Origin of the sequence: Bacillus sp. SIMBA_074, assembly GCF_046534555.1 — a bacterium.
GTDB classification, from domain to species: Bacteria; Bacillota; Bacilli; order Bacillales; family Bacillaceae_G; genus Bacillus_A; species Bacillus_A mycoides.
The window spans coordinates 1-243 of record NZ_JAWRYM010001085.1 but is presented as its reverse complement, the minus strand read 5'-3'; the positions used below and the strand labels follow the sequence as shown (position 1 = coordinate 243).

At 50.2% G+C, this 243-nt stretch carries 1 protein-coding gene; it reads left to right on the top strand.

Annotated elements, in window-relative coordinates:
• The first annotated feature begins 7 nt into the window (after positions 1 to 7).
• Positions 8 to 220, top strand: coding sequence for a CstA-like transporter-associated (seleno)protein (locus tag SB773_RS34100; protein WP_410594921.1), 213 nt, complete (start codon positions 8 to 10; stop codon positions 218 to 220).
• The last annotated feature ends 23 nt before the right edge of the window (positions 221 to 243 follow it).

The following is a 243-nucleotide window of genomic DNA, read 5'->3' as shown; positions in this document are numbered from 1 at the left end:
ACGTAGCATGAGTCGAAAATGGAGAGCGATGCGAAAGTCGTTGCGCCGCGTAAGCTCTGCCATCAAAACGATCTTTGGAATGCCAGACTATGATCGCTATTTGCAGCATTGGCTAGTGACACATGCGGCTCCGGGCATTTTTCCGATGACGGAGCGAGAGTATTACATGTACGCACTTACAGAGCGATATGAAAAAGGCGGCGTGACACGCTGTTGTTAAAAGGCAAGACAAGAGGGATGCCC